The sequence below is a fragment of the Priestia sp. 3CA3 genome (genome assembly GCF_056836725.1).
This window is the reverse complement of the sequence record NZ_JBXENJ010000007.1, coordinates 75,724-92,162: the sequence shown is the minus strand read 5'-3', so window position 1 is coordinate 92,162 and position 16,439 is coordinate 75,724. Positions and strand designations below refer to the sequence as shown.

General features: G+C 39.2%; 17 protein-coding genes and 1 pseudogene. 13 read left to right on the top strand and 5 right to left on the bottom strand.

Annotation, left to right across the window (positions count from 1 at the left end; genetic code table 11):
- Positions 1 to 46: 46 nt before the first annotated feature.
- From AC1VNJ_RS18970 to AC1VNJ_RS18955, 4 genes and pseudogenes are all read left to right on the top strand, one after another.
- Positions 47 to 673 carry an FMN-dependent NADH-azoreductase gene (locus AC1VNJ_RS18970; RefSeq protein WP_048021813.1) on the top strand — a complete coding sequence of 209 codons (627 nt, stop codon included), beginning with the start codon at positions 47 to 49 and terminating at the stop codon, positions 671 to 673.
- Positions 674 to 798: 125 nt separating this feature from the next.
- Positions 799 to 978 (top strand): annotated as a pseudogene (locus AC1VNJ_RS18965) (hypothetical protein).
- A 124-nt stretch (positions 979 to 1,102) separates the two neighbouring features.
- Positions 1,103 to 1,996 carry a LysR family transcriptional regulator gene (locus AC1VNJ_RS18960; RefSeq protein WP_033580433.1) on the top strand — a complete coding sequence of 298 codons (894 nt, stop codon included), beginning with the start codon at positions 1,103 to 1,105 and terminating at the stop codon, positions 1,994 to 1,996.
- A 136-nt stretch (positions 1,997 to 2,132) separates the two neighbouring features.
- Positions 2,133 to 2,564: a carboxymuconolactone decarboxylase family protein gene (locus AC1VNJ_RS18955; protein WP_033580434.1), complete on the top strand. Its 432-nt coding sequence runs from the start codon at positions 2,133 to 2,135 to the stop codon at positions 2,562 to 2,564.
- A 39-nt stretch (positions 2,565 to 2,603) separates the two neighbouring features.
- Here the strand turns inward: AC1VNJ_RS18955 and AC1VNJ_RS18950 are convergent, their stop codons facing one another.
- Complete coding sequence (locus AC1VNJ_RS18950) at positions 2,604 to 3,806, bottom strand: MFS transporter (protein WP_033580435.1); 1,203 nt, start codon at positions 3,804 to 3,806, stop codon at positions 2,604 to 2,606.
- A gap of 129 nt (positions 3,807 to 3,935) precedes the next feature.
- Entirely contained in the window at positions 3,936 to 4,730 is a 795-nt protein-coding gene (locus AC1VNJ_RS18945; protein ID WP_482641179.1) for an SDR family oxidoreductase, read from the bottom strand.
- Positions 4,731 to 4,900: 170 nt separating this feature from the next.
- On the opposite strand from AC1VNJ_RS18945, the gene AC1VNJ_RS18940 reads away from it, so the two are divergent.
- Positions 4,901 to 5,485 (top strand): DUF502 domain-containing protein, encoded by a 585-nt coding sequence (locus tag AC1VNJ_RS18940; RefSeq protein WP_028412076.1) that lies wholly within the window; start codon positions 4,901 to 4,903, stop codon positions 5,483 to 5,485.
- Positions 5,486 to 5,506: 21 nt separating this feature from the next.
- Here AC1VNJ_RS18940 and AC1VNJ_RS18935 read toward each other — a convergent pair whose 3' ends face one another.
- A complete protein-coding gene (locus AC1VNJ_RS18935; RefSeq protein ID WP_028412077.1) occupies positions 5,507 to 6,379 on the bottom strand; it encodes a TetR/AcrR family transcriptional regulator in 873 nt (290 codons plus the stop codon).
- A gap of 268 nt (positions 6,380 to 6,647) precedes the next feature.
- Between AC1VNJ_RS18935 and AC1VNJ_RS18930 the strand changes: the two genes are divergently transcribed.
- Complete coding sequence (locus tag AC1VNJ_RS18930; protein WP_482641178.1) at positions 6,648 to 9,758, top strand: efflux RND transporter permease subunit; 3,111 nt, start codon at positions 6,648 to 6,650, stop codon at positions 9,756 to 9,758.
- 36 nt (positions 9,759 to 9,794) lie between these two features.
- Entirely contained in the window at positions 9,795 to 9,932 is a 138-nt protein-coding gene (locus tag AC1VNJ_RS18925; RefSeq protein WP_014457868.1) for a hypothetical protein, read from the top strand.
- A gap of 33 nt (positions 9,933 to 9,965) precedes the next feature.
- Here the strand turns inward: AC1VNJ_RS18925 and AC1VNJ_RS18920 are convergent, their stop codons facing one another.
- Together AC1VNJ_RS18920 and AC1VNJ_RS18915 are read right to left on the bottom strand one after the other, a co-directional pair.
- Positions 9,966 to 10,139, bottom strand: coding sequence for a YozQ family protein (locus AC1VNJ_RS18920; protein WP_482641177.1), 174 nt, complete (start codon positions 10,137 to 10,139; stop codon positions 9,966 to 9,968).
- Between the two features lie 112 nt (positions 10,140 to 10,251).
- Positions 10,252 to 11,238: an ABC transporter substrate-binding protein gene (locus tag AC1VNJ_RS18915; RefSeq protein ID WP_080974295.1), complete on the bottom strand. Its 987-nt coding sequence runs from the start codon at positions 11,236 to 11,238 to the stop codon at positions 10,252 to 10,254.
- A 179-nt stretch (positions 11,239 to 11,417) separates the two neighbouring features.
- Between AC1VNJ_RS18915 and AC1VNJ_RS18910 the strand changes: the two genes are divergently transcribed.
- From AC1VNJ_RS18910 to AC1VNJ_RS18885, 6 genes are all read left to right on the top strand, one after another.
- Entirely contained in the window at positions 11,418 to 12,422 is a 1,005-nt protein-coding gene (locus AC1VNJ_RS18910; RefSeq protein ID WP_028412080.1) for a FecCD family ABC transporter permease, read from the top strand.
- Positions 12,419 to 13,468 (top strand): FecCD family ABC transporter permease, encoded by a 1,050-nt coding sequence (locus AC1VNJ_RS18905; protein ID WP_028412081.1) that lies wholly within the window; start codon positions 12,419 to 12,421, stop codon positions 13,466 to 13,468. The genes AC1VNJ_RS18910 and AC1VNJ_RS18905 overlap by 4 nt, the downstream gene beginning before the upstream one ends.
- 26 nt (positions 13,469 to 13,494) lie before the next feature.
- Positions 13,495 to 14,322, top strand: coding sequence for an ABC transporter ATP-binding protein (locus tag AC1VNJ_RS18900; RefSeq protein WP_013059664.1), 828 nt, complete (start codon positions 13,495 to 13,497; stop codon positions 14,320 to 14,322).
- Entirely contained in the window at positions 14,312 to 15,082 is a 771-nt protein-coding gene (locus AC1VNJ_RS18895) for an IucA/IucC family C-terminal-domain containing protein (RefSeq protein ID WP_482641176.1), read from the top strand. The genes AC1VNJ_RS18900 and AC1VNJ_RS18895 overlap by 11 nt, the downstream gene beginning before the upstream one ends.
- Positions 15,075 to 15,332, top strand: coding sequence for a YusU family protein (locus AC1VNJ_RS18890; protein ID WP_028412083.1), 258 nt, complete (start codon positions 15,075 to 15,077; stop codon positions 15,330 to 15,332). Before AC1VNJ_RS18895 ends, AC1VNJ_RS18890 begins: the two co-directional genes overlap by 8 nt.
- A 178-nt stretch (positions 15,333 to 15,510) precedes the next feature.
- Positions 15,511 to 16,428 (top strand): proline dehydrogenase family protein, encoded by a 918-nt coding sequence (locus AC1VNJ_RS18885; RefSeq protein WP_028412084.1) that lies wholly within the window; start codon positions 15,511 to 15,513, stop codon positions 16,426 to 16,428.
- Positions 16,429 to 16,439 lie beyond the last annotated feature (11 nt).

Below are 16,439 nucleotides of genomic sequence, written 5' to 3'. Positions count from 1 at the left end.
CAAAGCGAATAAAATAAGAGTATCAACAATCAGTGGAGGTTTTAGTATGAGTTATACTCTTTTTATAAAAGCAAATGACAGATCGGCAAGTGAAGCGGTCAGCGTAAAATTATATGATGCGTTTTTAGAAAGCTATCAACAATCGCACCAAGGTGAAGAAATAATGGAGCTAAATTTGTTCAAAGAAGAACTTCCTTATTTAGGTGCTGACATGATAAACGGTCAGTTTAAATTAGCAAGAGGGCTAGAAGTGACGGCAGCGGAAAACAAAGCAGCAGAAATTGCTAATCGTTACCTAGAACAATTTGTGAAAGCTGATAAAATTGTCATTGCCTTTCCTCTTTGGAATTTTACTGTGCCGGCCGTGCTTCATACGTACTTTGATTATTTAAATCAAGCAGGCAAAACGTTTAAGTATACGCCAGAAGGTCCTGTGGGATTACTGGGCGATAAAAAGGTGATGTTATTAAACGCGCGTGGCGGAGTATATTCAGAAGGTCCAGCAGCTGAGGTCGAAATGGCTGTTAAATATGTTAGCAGCGTACTTCAATTCTTTGGAATCACGGACGTGAACTCCGTTATTATTGAAGGACATAATCAGTTTCCGGATCGTGCTCAAGAAATTATTGAAAGTGGCTTAGAACAAGCAGCACAAGCAGCCAAAATATTTTAAATAACCGTAGTAAAAAAGGACAGGACAAAAGTATTTTAGGTGAAGGTATATCCGAACGATAAATCGTTCGGATTTTTTGATGTTATGGTAAGCGTAGGTTTCGTGCATGTAGTAGCTTTTAGGTGTTGATTGGAGGGCAAGGCGAAGACTCCTGCGGGAAAAGCGGAACAGGTGAGACCCCGCAGGAGCGCAAGTGACGAGGAGGCTCAGCGCCCGCCCGCGGAAAGCGAAGCCTTGCACGGAAATCAACAGCCGTGTCACAAGCGGTCCATACTAGCGCCTTTATCCCATTTGTCCTTATTTAGAGTAAATTGATTTATTATGTGTCCATCTTTTCTTTATATTTTTTATCTGTATATCTTAAAAAATAATAGGTAAAATGAATAAATAAGATAAAATATATTCGCTTTATCTATAGGAGGAGCAGAGATGGATATTCGTCAGCTTAATTATTTTTTAGAAGTCGCTAAATTAAGGAGCTTTACTAAAGCATCTCAAAGTCTTCATATTTCACAGCCGACCTTGAGCAAAATGGTGAAAAACTTAGAAGAAGAATTGGAAGTAGAATTAATTGATCGGTCCGCAAGACAGATTGATTTAACGGATGCCGGGGAAGTTGTGTATGCGCAAGGACAAAAAGTTATGGCATCCATTGATGAGCTATCGACTTATCTATATGATGTGATGAATCTGAAAAAAGGCATGATTAAAATTGGAATTCCTCCATTGATTGGAGTCCTGTTCTTTCCAAAGATTATTAAAGGGTTTCAGCAGCTCTATCCAGATATCACAATTAAACTTATTGAATACGGAGCCAATCGTGTTCAAAAAGCAGTAGAAAAAGGAGAGTTAGACTTAGGTGTAGCGGTGCTTCCAGTAAATGAACATCTTTTTGATATTAATCCTTTTATCTCTGAAAAAATGCTTTTATATGTTCACCATTCTCATCCTTTGGCCTCTAAAACTCATGTGGAAATTAATGAACTAGCCCAAGAGAAATTTATTTTATTTAATGAAGATTTTACGCTTCACGACCGGCTTATTCAGGCGTGTCAACAAGCAGGATTTGAACCTAACGTAGCTTACGAGAGCTCTCAATGGGATTTTATTGGTGAAATGATTGCGGAAAACTTAGGTGTATCTATCTTTCCACAGTCCATTGCAGCAAAAGTGGATTCTGCTGTTGTAAAAGCAATTCCTATTACCAATCCTTCAATTTCATGGGATTTAGGATTGATTTTAAAAAAAGATAAATATATTTCATATGCCTCTAAACAATTCCTTCACTATATGAATGAACAGCATTCTGTTTTATATAGATAAAATGCATATGTTGTATTGAATATATGTATTTTACGAAAGAAAGAATGTGCGTTAAAGTAGATAGTGTAGAAAACATACACGAAAACAAACATTGATTCCGCGCGGTGTCAGTAAAAAATACGGAGGCTGATTTTACATGGCACAAAATAGTTATCAAAAAGGTTTAGATAAATTAATGGAATATACGTTAACGAGTAACGATGATATTTCGACTCATTTAAAAATTACGGAAGACTTAAAAGACCTAGCTCCTGACGTTGGGAAATATATTATTGAATTTGCCTATGGAGACATTTATTCACGACCAGGTTTAACGAATAAGCAGCGAGCTTTAGTTACCATTTCGTCATTGGTTACTCAGGGTACAGAGCCTCAGCTTGAGCTGCATTTAAACACAGGTTTAACAGCTGGACTAGAGCCGAATGAGATTGTGGAGAGCATCATTCAATTAATTCCATATACGGGTTTCCCTCGCGTGTTAAATGCTTTAAGCGTAGCCAAGAAAGTATTCGCTCAGCGTGACGTGGAAGTAGATACAGGCGAAAAAGAGCTAGTAGAAAATAAATAATAAGCAAAAAAAAAGACGCTCTAAAAGAGCGTCTTTTTTTTATGCGAGCTGCTTTTGTTTGGTTTCTTTTCCTAGAAAAACAACCGAACCAACACCGATTAAAATAGCTGCACAAAAGATGGAGAACGTAATCGTTAAAGACGCACCTTGGGTTGACATATACCCAACTAACAGCGGTCCTAAAATTCCTCCAATTCGTCCAAAAGAAGCTGCCATTCCAGCCCCTGTGCCTCGAATAGATGTCGGATATTGCTCAGGTGTATACGCGTATAAAGCTCCCCAAGCGCCTAAGTTGAAGAAAGACAACAGCATACCTGCTGTTAGCAGCAGCCAAAGTGACTCTGCATTTCCGAAGATATATGCGCTGGCAGCCGTACCTAACAGATATGTGACCAATACGAATTTTCGGCCCATGCGTTCAATAAACCAAGCAGCCGTATAATAGCCAGGCAGTTGAGCTAATGTCATAATCAATACATATTCAAAGCTTTTGATTAAGCTAAATCCTTTAATGACCATGACGCTAGGTAGCCATAAAAACATGCCGTAATATGAAAATACAACGCAAAACCACAGAACCCACAGCATAACGGTAGATTGACGATAAGGCTTAGACCACACGCTTCTTACATTGTCCGCAATAGACGGTTTCTTTTCCTTTGTCGCCTCTAAAAATTGAGGAGAATCTGGCAGTTTGATGCGCAAATAAATGGCATAAAATGCTGGTATAGCCGTTAGGATAAGAGCTAGCTGCCACCCGTAAGCTGGGATTACAAAGTAAGAAATAAGCGCTGCCAGTAGCCAGCCGAACGCCCAAAAACTTTCTAACAAGACGACCACTTTACCGCGTTTTTCCGGCGCCACGGTCTCAGACACAAGGGTAGAAGCAACAGGCAGCTCTCCTCCTAAACCCATTCCAATTAAAAATCGAAATACTAAAAAAGCAGCAAGGGTAGTAGTAAGAGCCGAAAGTCCGCTTGCCACTGAAAAAAGAACAAGAGTCACAATAAAAACGGTTTTTCGCCCAATTCGATCAGCCAGCAGCCCGAACACGAGAGCTCCAACGGCCATCCCGATCGAGTTAACGCTGCCTATCCAACTCATTTCAGTAGGGGAAAGTCCCCATTCAGCGTGAAGAGCTGCAATGATAAAAGACAAAATGCCAACATCCATTGCATCGAAGAGCCATCCTAGCCCTGCGATGCCAAGAAGCTGACGTTCTGATAATTGTTTTGTTTTCATGTCTTCCTCCTAGAAGCAAAGAATTTTGCTTTAAGTTTACACCTGTCTTGACATAATGTCACGTCTATTTTAAAGAAAAAATGCAAACGGAAAAGCTCTATACATTAAGGTATAGAGCTAATTGTATTCTCACATTTTATCGTAAAGCATTTTTCCAGGCCATGTATACGCCATATGACCGCCATCTACCGTAATGCAGTCACCCGTTACATATGAGCTGTCATCGGATGCTAAAAATAATACGGCACCGGCTACTTCTTCTGGTTTGCCTAAACGGCCCATGGGATCGACCCATTCATATGCTTTTCTGAATTTTTTTCCTTCTTCAGCGCCTGATAAATCATCAAGAAGAGGCGTTTCAATTGTTCCAGGAGCAATTGAGTTAACGCGAATACCTTCACGAGCGTAGTCAATTGCCATGGTTCTTGTTAAGTTGGTAATAGCACCTTTCGCCGCGTTATAGCCAGAACGGTCTAAGTCTGCTGCCAGTCCGGATACGGATGAATTATTAATAATCGACCCGCCATTTTCTAACATCAGCGGAATAACGTATTTGCTTACAAGAAATGTTCCACGTAAATCTACCGACATTAAGCGATCCCAAAGTTCTACAGGGTATTCGTGAAGCTTGCCGCCTTCTGTGTCTGTCCCCGCATTATTAAAAAGAATATCCACTTTTCCAAATTTCTTTTCAATTTCCGCTGTGAACTCTTTTACTTTTTCTTCTTCAGCTACATCGATATAGTAGGCGTATGCTTCACCGCCAGCGTCTTTAATTTCTTTTGCTACTTTTTTTACCCTGTCCAAATTAATATCGGCACAAATAACAACCGCTCCTTCTTTCGCAAAGCGCTCAGCAGTTGCTTTTCCTATACCAGAGCTTGACCCTGTAATAACAGCAATTTTTGATTCTAAACGTCCCAATTGTATCCCTCCGAAAAAATAAATATATAAGTATGTATGTTCATGTACCCATCTATTATTTTGATAAAACGTCGCTAGTTTATACGTATGTGAATAGAAATAAAAAGACGCAGCAAAACAAATCCATTGTATAATGAACAGCAGTATGTCAGGAAAAATGAGGTGTTTGCATGAAAGCAATCATAAAAAGTTTTATCAATGGACTCTTAACGATTGTCCCTATTATCCTTGTTATTTATATTTTGGTAAGAGTATTTAATTTTTTAGACAGCATTTTAGGGAACGTATTGAAGCCCTATATGAAGCAGGATTATATACCTGGTATTGGAATCTTAGCAACGCTTGTCTTAATTACGTTCTTAGGGTGGTTATCTACCCGTTTTTTCGCTGGGAAAATTATTAACTTAATTGATCGATTGTTAGAAAAAATACCGCTTGTTAAAACGCTATATAGTGTCATTAAAGATACATTTCAATCTTTTCTTGGAGAGAAAAAGTCTTTTTCAAAAGTAGCTTTAGTGCCAATGCCCGGCACGTCAATGAAAGTCATAGGGTTTGTGACCTCTGAAGAAGTAGAAGAGGTTATTCACTCGTTAAAAGACCATGTCGCTGTCTATGTTCCACAAACTTTTCAAGTAGCCGGTTTTACTTTTTTGATTCCAAAAGAAGAAATTGAATGGTTAGATATTAAGCCGGAAGAAGCAATGAAGTTCGTGTTATCTGGGGGAGTATCTAGTTCAAAAGCAGAAAAATAACAGAAGGCTTCAAGCCTTCTGTTATTTTTGTTGGAGTAAAGCTGTTAAAAGATTAAGCGGTTCTTCCAACGGTTTAAGTTCCGTTAAATTTCCAACCATGCCTTTTACAATAGCAGCGGTAGGCTTATCTTTTTTTAGCTCCGTTTGTAAAATGTGAAAGCTGTCTGCGTGTTCATCAGAAATATGATCACTGGTGTCTAGCAGATGTTTAATTTCCTCAAGAGCTTGTTTTACCTGCTCATTTTTACTTAGAAAAGTCGTTCGTTCCTTTCCGTATATATCTTCACCAAAAGAAGCGGGAATAAGGGGACGAGGTTTTCTAGCTAATAAATCTTCTACTAATACATCAACTCGTTCCATTATGTACTGCGCGACTTCTTTAAAGGTAAGCTCGTATTGATTGAAGATAATAATTTCTAAAAAGGAATGATGAATACCTTCAATCATTTTCGTTAAATCGGAGATATAAGGAGTTACGTCTTCTCCGTATACGCTAACGAGGCTTTTGCGATGAAAGTAAAACGTTTCTCGCTGCATTTTATGAACAAAGGTCTCCACTTCTTTGTTAAATGGAATCGATTTTTCACGGATTTGCATGATAATAAAATCTCTGTGCTCTGTAATAAATTCATAGAAATAGATGAGCTGATTCATATAGCGGCTGCGGGCATCGTTTACTTCCTCGTCGAGAGCATAAACAGAGCTAAAGAGCTTTTCATAGTAAAAGTTTAGAATTGATAATAAAAGTGCATCCTTAGATTTGAAGTGCAGGTAAAATGCACCTTTTGAAATGTTGCATTCATCTACAATTTCTTGCACAGAGGTAGCATTAAATCCTTTTTTTGCAAAAAGCTTAATCGAAGCTTCAATTATTCTTTTTTCTTTTTCTTTCAAGTATTCTACCTCCTTTATTGAACAATTTGACCATTCATTTCGTTAGATAATAGTATCATACACTAAAAAAGATAAAGGTATATATCAAAGTTAAGAACGGGAGTCAGTTCCTCTAAAAAAGATTTATCGTAAATATGTCTTTATTATGAACATATTAGGAGAGAGACTGCTTAGGGTTGACACTGACCAGTTAGTCATTTATATTTTAAGTTGTTGTGACCGATCAGTCAATTTTATTAGTATACATATATTTGAAGGAGGATATGCATTGGGGAAGTTTATTAAATTTTCATTGAAAAATAAATTTGCAGTATGGCTGTTAACACTCTTTGTCATTATTGCAGGGCTGTATTCAGGATTTAATATGAAGCTAGAGACTATTCCTGATATATCAACGCCTGTTGTAACAGTCAGTGCAACTTATCCGGGCGCCACTCCGGAACAAGTGGCAGACAAGGTGAGTAAGCCAATTGAACAAAAGCTTCAGGGACTGAGCGGCGTTGACACAGTTAGCTCGTCTTCTTATGAAAATATGGCTACCATTCAAGTTGAATATGGCTTTAGTAAAAATATGGAGAAGGCAGAAGACGAAGTCAGACGAGCTCTTTCAAACGTGGATCTGCCAGATGATGTAGAGGAACCAAATGTTTCAAGACAAAGCATCAGTGATTTTCCGATTATTTCATTAAGTGTTTCAGATGATAAAAAATCATTAGAAGACTTAACGAAGTATGTAAAAAATACCGTTGTTCCACAAGTTGAAAAAGTGCAAGGCATTTCTTCGGTCAGCGTGTCAGGAGAACAAGTTGAAGAAGCAGAACTTGTATTCAAACAAGACAAGCTCAAGCAGCTGGGACTCGATGAAGATACGGTGAAAAAGCTGATCCAAGCATCCGATGCAAAAGTGCCGGCTGGTACGTATACGATGGATGGATCTCAAAAATCTGTTGTGGTAGACGGAAAGATGACAACAGAAAAAGATTTGGAAAACTTAGAGATTCCAGCTGTGCCTAGTCAAGGAGCTGCTCAAGGTCAGCAACAAGGAATGAGCCAGCAGCAAACACAAGGAGCCGTGCAGCAGGCGCCGTCCGCAGCTTCGATTCCAACTGTGAAATTAAAAGAAATTGCGGATGTTAAAGTGACGGGGAAAGCAGAATCCATTTCTCGCACGAACGGAAAACCTTCAATTGCTGTACAAGTTGTCAAAGCGAAGGATGCGAACACAGTAAATGTTGTAAATGATATTAAAGAAAAAATGAATAGCCTAGAAAAGAAAAATAAAGACCTTCACGTTGACAATATTTTTGATCAAGGTAAACCGATTGAAGATTCTGTTCATACGATGCTAAATAAAGCTATTATCGGTGCGGTCTTTGCGGTTATTATTATTCTTTTATTTTTACGTGATATTCGTTCAACGATTATTGCCGTTATTTCAATTCCACTTTCGCTATTAATCGCCATTTTGGCGCTCAAATCAATGGATATCTCTTTAAATATTATGACGCTTGGAGCGATGACTGTAGCCATCGGAAGGGTTGTAGATGATTCCATTGTCGTTATTGAAAATATTTACCGCCGCATGGCTTATCAGGAAGAAAAGCTTACAGGAAAAGATTTAATTGTCGCGGCGACGAAAGAAATGTTTGTTCCAATTTTTTCTTCTACAGTCGTAACCGTGGCCGTATTCTTACCGTTAGGTCTCGTAGAAGGACCGGTAGGAGAGCTATTCTTACCGTTTGCGTTAACGGTTGTTTTTGCACTGTTAGCATCACTGCTAGTAGCGGTAACACTCGTGCCAATGCTTGCTCATTCGTTATTTAAAACAAATGTAAAAGTCAAAGAAGAAAAGCCAAGCAAACTAGCGCACGGATATAAGCGAATTTTGAACTGGACGCTAAACCATAAGCTTATTTCCTTTGGATTAGCCGTACTACTGTTAGTAGGAAGTTTATTTTTAGTTCCTTCTATTGGGGTTAGCTTTTTATCATCCGATCAAGAAAAAACGCTGACGCTTACGTATACACCGAAAGCCGGACAGTCTCAAAGCGACGTGGAAAAAGCAGCGAATCGCGCAGAAGCGTACTTGATGAAGCGAGATGGTGTCAAAACGGTTCAGTATTCGTTCGGTGAAGGTAACTCTTTTAATCCGGGAAGCAAAAATAACGTTTTAACATTTGTGCAATATGACGAGGATACACAAAACTTTGATAAAGAGCAGGATAAAGTATTAAAAGCTCTTAATAAACAAGCGAATCAAGGTGAATGGGGCTCCATGAATACGGCGTCTAGCGGCAGCAATAATTCATTAAACGTCCTTATTTACGGAGATAGCTTAGACGAAATCAAACCTTATGCTGACAAAGTTCAGCGCGTTTTAGAACAGCATAAAGAACTGAAAAATGTCGATTCTACGCTTTCAGATACGTTTGATGAATATACGCTAGTACCGAACCAAAAGAAAGCCGCTGAACTCGGCTTGTCTGCTAGTCAAATCGGAATGCAAATTTCCAACCTTGGACAGCGTGAAGTATTAACAACTATCCAAAAAGACGGAAACGAAATTAACGTATACCTTCCAAAAGAAAAAGAGGATTTCTCTACTTTTGCCGAACTTTCAAGCACAAAAGTGACCTCTCAAACTGGACAGGAAGTTACATTAAATGAAGTTGTCGATATTAAAAAAGGTAAAACGTCGAATACGGTAACTCGCCGTGATAATAAAATTTATGCAGAGGTAAGTGCCGATATTAAGAGTGACGATGTAGGCGGTGTTTCTTCTAACGTCCAAAAAGAAGTGAAGAAAATTGATTTGCCAAGTGATATGGACATTAACTTTGGCGGAGCATCAGAGCAAATTAATGACTCATTTAGTCAATTAGGAATTGCCATGCTCGCAGCCATTGGTATCGTGTACTTCGTACTTGTACTGACATTTGGTGGAGGTTTAGCGCCATTTGCTATCTTATTCTCACTTCCATTTACACTCATTGGTGCGCTAGTGGCACTTTTAATCTCTGGGGAAACGATTAGTATTTCTTCGATGATTGGAGCTCTTATGTTGGTTGGAATTGTGGTAACCAATGCGATTGTTCTGATTGACCGCGTGATTCATAAAGAGCAAGAGGGTCTTTCAACGCGTGAAGCTTTACTAGAAGCTGGAATGACACGTCTTCGCCCGATCTTAATGACAGCTATTGCAACGATTGGTGCACTGCTTCCATTAGCTTTTGGATTTGAAGGTGGAGGCCTTATCTCAAAAGGGCTAGGGGTTACCGTGATTGGAGGACTAACAAGTTCTACGCTGCTTACGCTCATTATCGTTCCAATTGTCTATGAGTTTTTTATGAAGTTTAAGCGCAAAAAAGTAAAAGAGTAGAAGCAAGACAAATTTCCGCTTTTGAGGTGAATAGCGATGAAGTCAATTGATAAACTAATGAAACAGCTGATTCAACAAGGAATTAAAGCAAAGAAAGTGACGATTGATAAATCAAAGCGCCAGCAGTGGATGTCCATGTCATTGCCTAAAACGGCATGGCAGCATTCAAAATAAAAAAGAGCTGACTTAGAGTCAGCTCTTTTTTTATTAACGATCTGTATCTTCAAATGATCCTTCTTGATAGGCGTCGCTTATTTGCTCATGTGTTTCTGCTAGACCTTGTGGGAGTGCATCTTGTCGGTTATAATCTTCTGTTTCGAACTGACGGTCAGCCATTTCATTTGTATCTGGCTGCTTTTTAGGCTGTTTTTTTGAATTCATTTTCACCACTCCTATTTAATAAAGTGAGACCACGGTTAGTGTGCGATGAAAGGAAATACATTATACATGAAAGAAAGAGCTTCGATTCGTCGAAGCTCTTTCTTTCATATTATTATTGTTTTTTATCTAAGAAGATTTTTTCAATATCATCAAGGACGATATTAGCTGCTAACACACCGCCTGCTGTATTCCAAGTAGCGTCATCTACTTTATGAACATGATTTTCTTGAGCCACTTTTAGCTTTTTAAAGAGAGGATCGTTTATCCATTCTTTTTCAAGCTTTGTTGCTTCACCGTCTCCCGTTTCATAAGAGAAGTAAAATAGCTGATCGCCGTCCATTGCCGGAATGCGTTCTTTTGTTGCATTCATTTCAGCAAAATCATCCTTGTCTTGAGACTCAGGGCGAGCAAATCCAAGCTGATCTAAAATAACACCTGAGAATGAATCTTTATGATAGATACGAACGTCTCCAGCTGTAAAGCGTACAACTGAGATTTTTTGTTTTAACTGATCTCCAAGGCGTTTCTTTAAATCTGCTACGCGATTGTCATAGTCAGCTAATACTTCTTTACCTTTTTCTTCTTTGTTTACAGCTTTTGCATATAGCTTAAAGTTTGATTTCCAATCTCCGCGCAGCTCCTGAGAGAATACAGTCGGAGCAATTTGACTAAGCTGATCGTATACTTTTTCTTGTCGCATTTTATTTCCGATAATCAAGTCAGGCTTTAAAGCAGCGATTGCTTCTAAGCTTGGCTCGCTTTCTGTACCCACACTTTTAACGCCTTTCATCTGACCTTTAATATGGTCATACCACGGGTTTCCTAACCATGATTGAACAGCGCCCACAGGCTTTACACCCATTGCAAGAAGAGCTTCAGTACCTTCGTTCGTTAAAACAACCACTCGTTTAGGCGTTCCTTTAATATCGGTTTTATCCATTGCGTGTTTTACTGTGTAAGTTTCGCCAGAACCCTCAGTTTTTTCTTTTTTATCGCTATCAGCGCCGTTTGAATTACCGCAGGCTGCCAGCACAAGCAGTGTCATAATGGTAAGAATGGACAACAAATATGACAACTTGCCTTTAGAATATGTATTCACATCTTTTCCCCCTCGTAAGTGATAATGATTTTCATTAACAATTAAGATAATATTCTAACTTTTAAGCGGTGTCAATTAAAAATTGAAAATGATTCTCAAAATCATTGACACTTTTTTCAATGTTTCCTAAACTAAAGGTTAGATATATATAGGAATCATCTTAGAGGAGAGCAATGAAAATGATGCTACGCAGTGTTCAAATGAAAGTAATGGGGCTCATCATTGGAATCATGCTGCTTTTAATCTGTATTGGATTAAGTATCGTACTCGGATACACAGATACAAGTATCAAAACAGCATTTGAAGCTTTTCAAGCGTTTAACGGTTCGAATGAGCACATAGTTATTCAAAATATTCGATTGCCGCGCGCTATAATCGGTGCTGTGGTAGGTATTTGTTTAGGAATTGCAGGAGCAATGATGCAGGCGTTAACGAAAAACCCACTTGCTTCACCGGATATTATCGGTGTGAACGCTGGGGCCAGCTTTTTTATTGTTGTTGCAGTGATGATTTTTTCGGTCAATTCACTTCAAGCTTTTACATGGATTGCATTTGTAGGAGCGGCACTAACCGTAGTGGTTGTCTATTTTCTTGGGTCCATTGGAAAAGAAGGGCTAACGCCTATCAAACTGACGCTCGCAGGAGCGGCTATTGCAGCCTTTTTCTCTTCTTTAACACAAGGACTGTTAGCTGTGGATGAATCTTCGCTTGATCAAGTCCTCTTTTGGCTGGCAGGGTCTGTGCAAGGACGCAAGGTTGAAATGTTGTATGGCATACTGCCTTATGTAGTGCCAGCAATTATTGTTACTTTTTTTATCGCTTCAAAAATTAATATTTTAACGATTGGTGAAGACGTAGCCAAAGGATTGGGTCAAAGAACAGCTCTTGTCAAAATTATAAGCGGCATCATTATTGCGATTTTAGCGGGGGGAGCCGTTGCAGTAGCCGGTCCCATTAGCTTTGTAGGAATCATTGTTCCTCACGTTGTAAGAGCAATCGTAGGACAAGATTATCGCTGGGTATTTCCTTATAGTGCGGTTGTCGGCGGGATTTTAATTTTATTAGCTGATGTTGGCGCAAGGTACGTCATTATGCCTCAAGAAATCCCTGTTGGAGTCATGACTGCTGTTATTGGTACACCTTTCTTTATCTATATGGCAAGGAAAGGGGCGAAGACGTCATGAAAACATACTTATCTCTTCGCTTAAAGAGAATTTCATTTTTAGTTAATATAAAAGCTGCTCTAATCATTACCGGATTTTCAGCTGTCCTTGTTGCACTCTTTTTGTTAAGTGCAGGTACGGGTGACTTATTTATTAATCCATTTCGTGTAATTAAAATTTTAGCGGGTCATGGGTTGGAGTTTGAACGATTAGTTGTTACATCTTTTAGACTGCCGCGTATTATTGTTGCCATTTGTGCTGGTATTTGTCTAGCTATTGCGGGCGCTATCTTGCAGGGGCTTGTGAGAAATCCGCTTGCTTCACCAGACTTAATTGGATTAACAGGAGGAGCGTCAGTTGGTGTAGTGTTATTTTTGACACTATTTAGTGATAAAAGCAACTCGTTAACCGTAAGTATTAATTGGATGCCTGTTAGCGCATTTTTAGGTGCCGTGGCAGTGGCGCTTTTACTTTATGTGTTTGCCTGGAAAAATGGTGTCTCTCCTATTACACTAGTATTAATAGGAATTGGATTAACAGCGTTAACGAAAGCTATGACCACGCTGTTTATGATTATGGGTCCTATCTACCGCGCTAGCCAGGCAAATATTTGGATTACCGGAACGGTGTATGGTTCAAATTGGGCCAGTGTTTCCGTACTAGTTCCAGTTACTGCAGGGCTGGTTATAATTACGATTTTAATGATTCGAAATTTAAATGTTCAAGAATTAGGTGAAGAAATTGCGACTAACGTTGGAAGTCGCGTTCAAAAAAATCGATTGGCACTATTGCTGATGAGCACAGCTTTAACCGGGAGCGCCGTTGCATTTGCCGGTGGAATTAGCTTTGTAGGGTTACTTGCTCCACATATTGCCCGAAAGCTTGTAGGTTCGTCATTCGGCGCTTTAATACCGCTATCGGCACTAATCGGAGCGATTTTAATCACAGCAGCAGATTTAATTGGCCGAACATTCTTCTTGCCAATCGAAGTGCCAGCAGGTGTATTTACAGCTGCAATTGGCGCACCATACTTCATTTATTTACTATACAAACAAAGAAACGTATAGCATTCTTTGTAGAAGGAGCGATTCGCATGCATTCGTTAGAAACAAAGTCGCTAACATTATCATATGGAGAAGCGATGATTATAGATGAGCTTGACGTTACCATCCCAAAGGGTGAGATTACGGTTTTTATCGGCAGTAATGGATGCGGAAAATCTACGCTGCTGCGTTCACTGGCAAGGTTATTGAAGCCACATGCAGGCTCTATTTTACTAGAAGGTTCTAAGATTTCTTCTCTTCCTACCAAGGAAATTGCAAAGCAGCTAGCAATCCTTCCTCAAGGTCCTGTTGCACCTGAAGGTCTGACTGTGCTGCAGCTTGTTAAACAAGGGCGCTATCCGTATCAAAACTGGTTCCGCCAGTGGTCTCAAGAGGATGAAGAAAAAGTGCAAAATGCACTGGAAGCAACAGGCTTAGCAGACTTGGCAGATCGTCAAGTTGATTCGCTTTCTGGGGGACAGCGTCAGCGCGCATGGATTGCCATGACACTAGCGCAAGATACAGATATTATTTTACTTGATGAACCGACAACATATTTAGATATGACGCATCAAATTGAGATCTTGGACTTGTTGTTTGAACTGAATGAAAAAGAAAATCGTACCATCGTAATGGTGCTGCATGATTTAAACTTAGCTTGCCGCTATGCTCATCATATTGTGGCGCTTCAAGATAAAAAAATCTATGCACAGGGAAGACCAGAAGAAGTCATTAACTGCGATTTAGTACAGCGAGTCTTTAATATGAACTGTGAAGTGACGGTTGATCCGTTATTTGGAACGCCTCTTTGTATTCCCCATGGGCGCGGACGATGTATTGTGAATAAGCTGCGAGTTGAAACGCAGCATGCTCAGTAGGAATGAGCAAAGCGAGTTAGCAGAAAAATTCCGCTGTACGTTTAAAGATAACTCGCTGTACAGGTTTTCTCCTGCCAGCTGCATGGATGAAAATAAGGTGAAGGTGCAGCTATTATGGATTCAAGAGACGATGGAGGCCGCTAGTTTGAGAGCAGCTGCTTCAATGTTAGCAAAGCGGTATAGTTTTGTTGTGGTTGCGGCTTTGTATTCATTTATTGTGTTTCAAAAAAAGATAAATGCATCGACTAAAAATGTATCTTTGCATACCGAACAAGTTGAAACGATGTGGCTTCCAAAAGTGTTTATCTCAGAAATTGAGACGACAGAAGTAACAGAGGATAATCGCGAAATTCTTCTTGATGAACTTCTTGATGAATTGTTTGCTCATCAAATTGAGCCGATGTGGTCAGTACTGCGTAAAGTGACAAAAATCTCAAAGCTGACGCTGTGGGAAAACGTAGCTGTTTATATTCACTGGCTTTATGATTTGCTTTTAGCAAACGAAGAAATAGACAATGTGAAAGTGCAAAAGAATTTACGATACGTGTTAGAAGAAGCTGAGGGACGTCACTTTGGTTCATATCATAACAATCCGCTTGCTCGGTACAGTTCACCTCCTCAATATATAGAGAAACAAAAGCAGGAGATAAGAGTACGAAAAACGTGCTGTTTGTCCTACCAAACAGGAGCCAAAGAGACTTATTGTCGAACGTGTCCGGTTATTTGTAAACCAAAGAAAGGAGTGACTGCGCATGAGTAAAACCTTTCAAGAGCAATTCGACGGTTTGATTGAAAAGTATACGGAACTAATGGTTGGAGAAAGTGATGAACAGCTGCAGGAAAAAGTGAAAATGTGGGCACTTTACAACCATATCTCAAAATCTATGCCGCCTTTAACAAAGCATTGGAATCAATTATATCCAGACGCAAAAGCGGAAATGATTGAAATTGTGAAGGAAATAAAAGAGCTGAATGAAGCGCATCGAGCGTCACAGCGAAAACCAGAATAAAAACATTCATCACGAAGCTGATGAATGTTTTTTTATCAAAAAAGCTCCAGGTAGCTTTTTGATCTAGTGTGCATATGTTAATGAAGGGTGCCTATCTATCTGGTTGATAAAATGGTAAAATTAATGATAATTAGATAAAATTTGTGAGGTGCATGACAAGTGAAGGCGGGGGGTTGCTTTGGAACAAACGATAAGAAACTTTTTTTTATTGTTATCAAAAAGCAAAAAGTTAACAAAGCTGGCTAAGCGCTATGGTTTACGTTTTGGGGCAGCAAGGTTTGTTGCAGGGGAAACTATCGATGAAGCTGTTAGTGTGATAAAAAAGCTAAATGAACAGGGATTAAAAGTAACGATTGATTATCTCGGAGAGTTTGTGGAAAGTGAAGCTGAAGTCAATAATGCTGTGGCTCAATGCATAAAGGCCATCCATCTTATACACAAAGAAAGGTTAGATTCAGAAATTTCTTTGAAATTAACGTCTATGGGACTTGATATTTCTGAAGATCTGGCGCTTCATCATATGCGTCATATTCTAAATGAAGCGGAAAAATATAGCGTGTTCGTGACGATTGATATGGAAGATTATAAGCGATGCAGCAAGACGATTAAGCTGTTTAAACAATTAAAAAGTGAGTATGACCACGTAGGGACGGTACTTCAGGCATACTTATATCGAACAGAAAGTGACGTTCGCGAATTAGATGCTTATGCCCCTAAATTAAGGTTAGTAAAAGGAGCGTACAAAGAAGCGGCAGACGTGGCTTTTCCTGATAAAGAAGACGTAGACGAAAACTTCAAAAACATAATTGGACTTCATTTATTAAACGGTCACTACACAGCAGTTGCTACTCATGATGAACGAATCATTCAGTATACAAAAGAGTTTGTTAAAAAGCATGGAATTTCAATGAATCAGTTTGAATTCCAGATGCTATACGGTATTCGACCAGAAAGGCAGGTTCAGCTCGTAGCAGAACAATATCAAATGAGAGTGTACGTTCCTTATGGAACGGACTGGTATGGGTACTTTATGAGGCGCCTTGCAGAAAGACCTGCAAATGTCGCATTTGTCTTAAAAGGAATCGTAAAAAAATAACCATGAAATGG